This is a genomic window from Gemmobacter nanjingensis, assembly GCF_014652195.1.
GTDB lineage: Bacteria > Pseudomonadota > Alphaproteobacteria > Rhodobacterales > Rhodobacteraceae > Gemmobacter > Gemmobacter caeni.
Genome location: NZ_BMYI01000005.1, coordinates 201,208 through 201,762 on the forward strand (window position 1 = coordinate 201,208; position 555 = coordinate 201,762).

Here is a 555-nt window from a genome sequence, read left to right on the forward strand (position 1 = left end):
GCTGGGTCTCGGCCGCGATCTGGCTGAGCTGCACCCGCTGGCTGCGCACCTGCAGGCCGGTCTGCAGGCGGAGCGGATCGACGCTGAGCGCGGTCCCGGCCCCGTAATAGATGCGGGTCTCGCCGCCGATCACGAATTCCGCATGATCCGCGCCGGTCCAGAAGCCGATGCTCTCGGTGCCGCCGGTCACACGGTTCCGGGCCGAGACCCAGACCAGCACATGCGCCAGCATCGGCCCGCGGGCGGCGAAGTAATCGGCAGTGGCGGGGCTGTAATCACGCATTATCACCCCCCGTGAGCGAGGCCTGAACAGCGTTCGTGGCCACCCGGATGGCGTGCTTCACCACCGCGTTCATGTCCGTGGCAGCTGCCGTCACCATGGTCTGCACCAAAACCGGCCGCGCGGCCTGCGCCTCCAGCGCTGCAATGCGGGCCTCCAGTGCGGCGATGCGGCAGATTGATCAGGGGCGGACATGTTGATCACCTCAGGGTCTGCACCCACCGGAACGAAGCCCCGGTGGTGAGGGTGTGGCGGCGGCGGCCGGGCTGGACGGA

The 555-nt window shown here is 69.0% G+C and carries 1 pseudogene; it reads right to left on the reverse strand.

Annotation, left to right across the window (positions count from 1 at the left end):
- A pseudogene (locus tag IE126_RS25780) lies at positions 1-283 on the reverse strand (hypothetical protein); the annotation flags it as partial.
- Between the last annotated feature and the right edge of the window lie 272 nt (positions 284-555).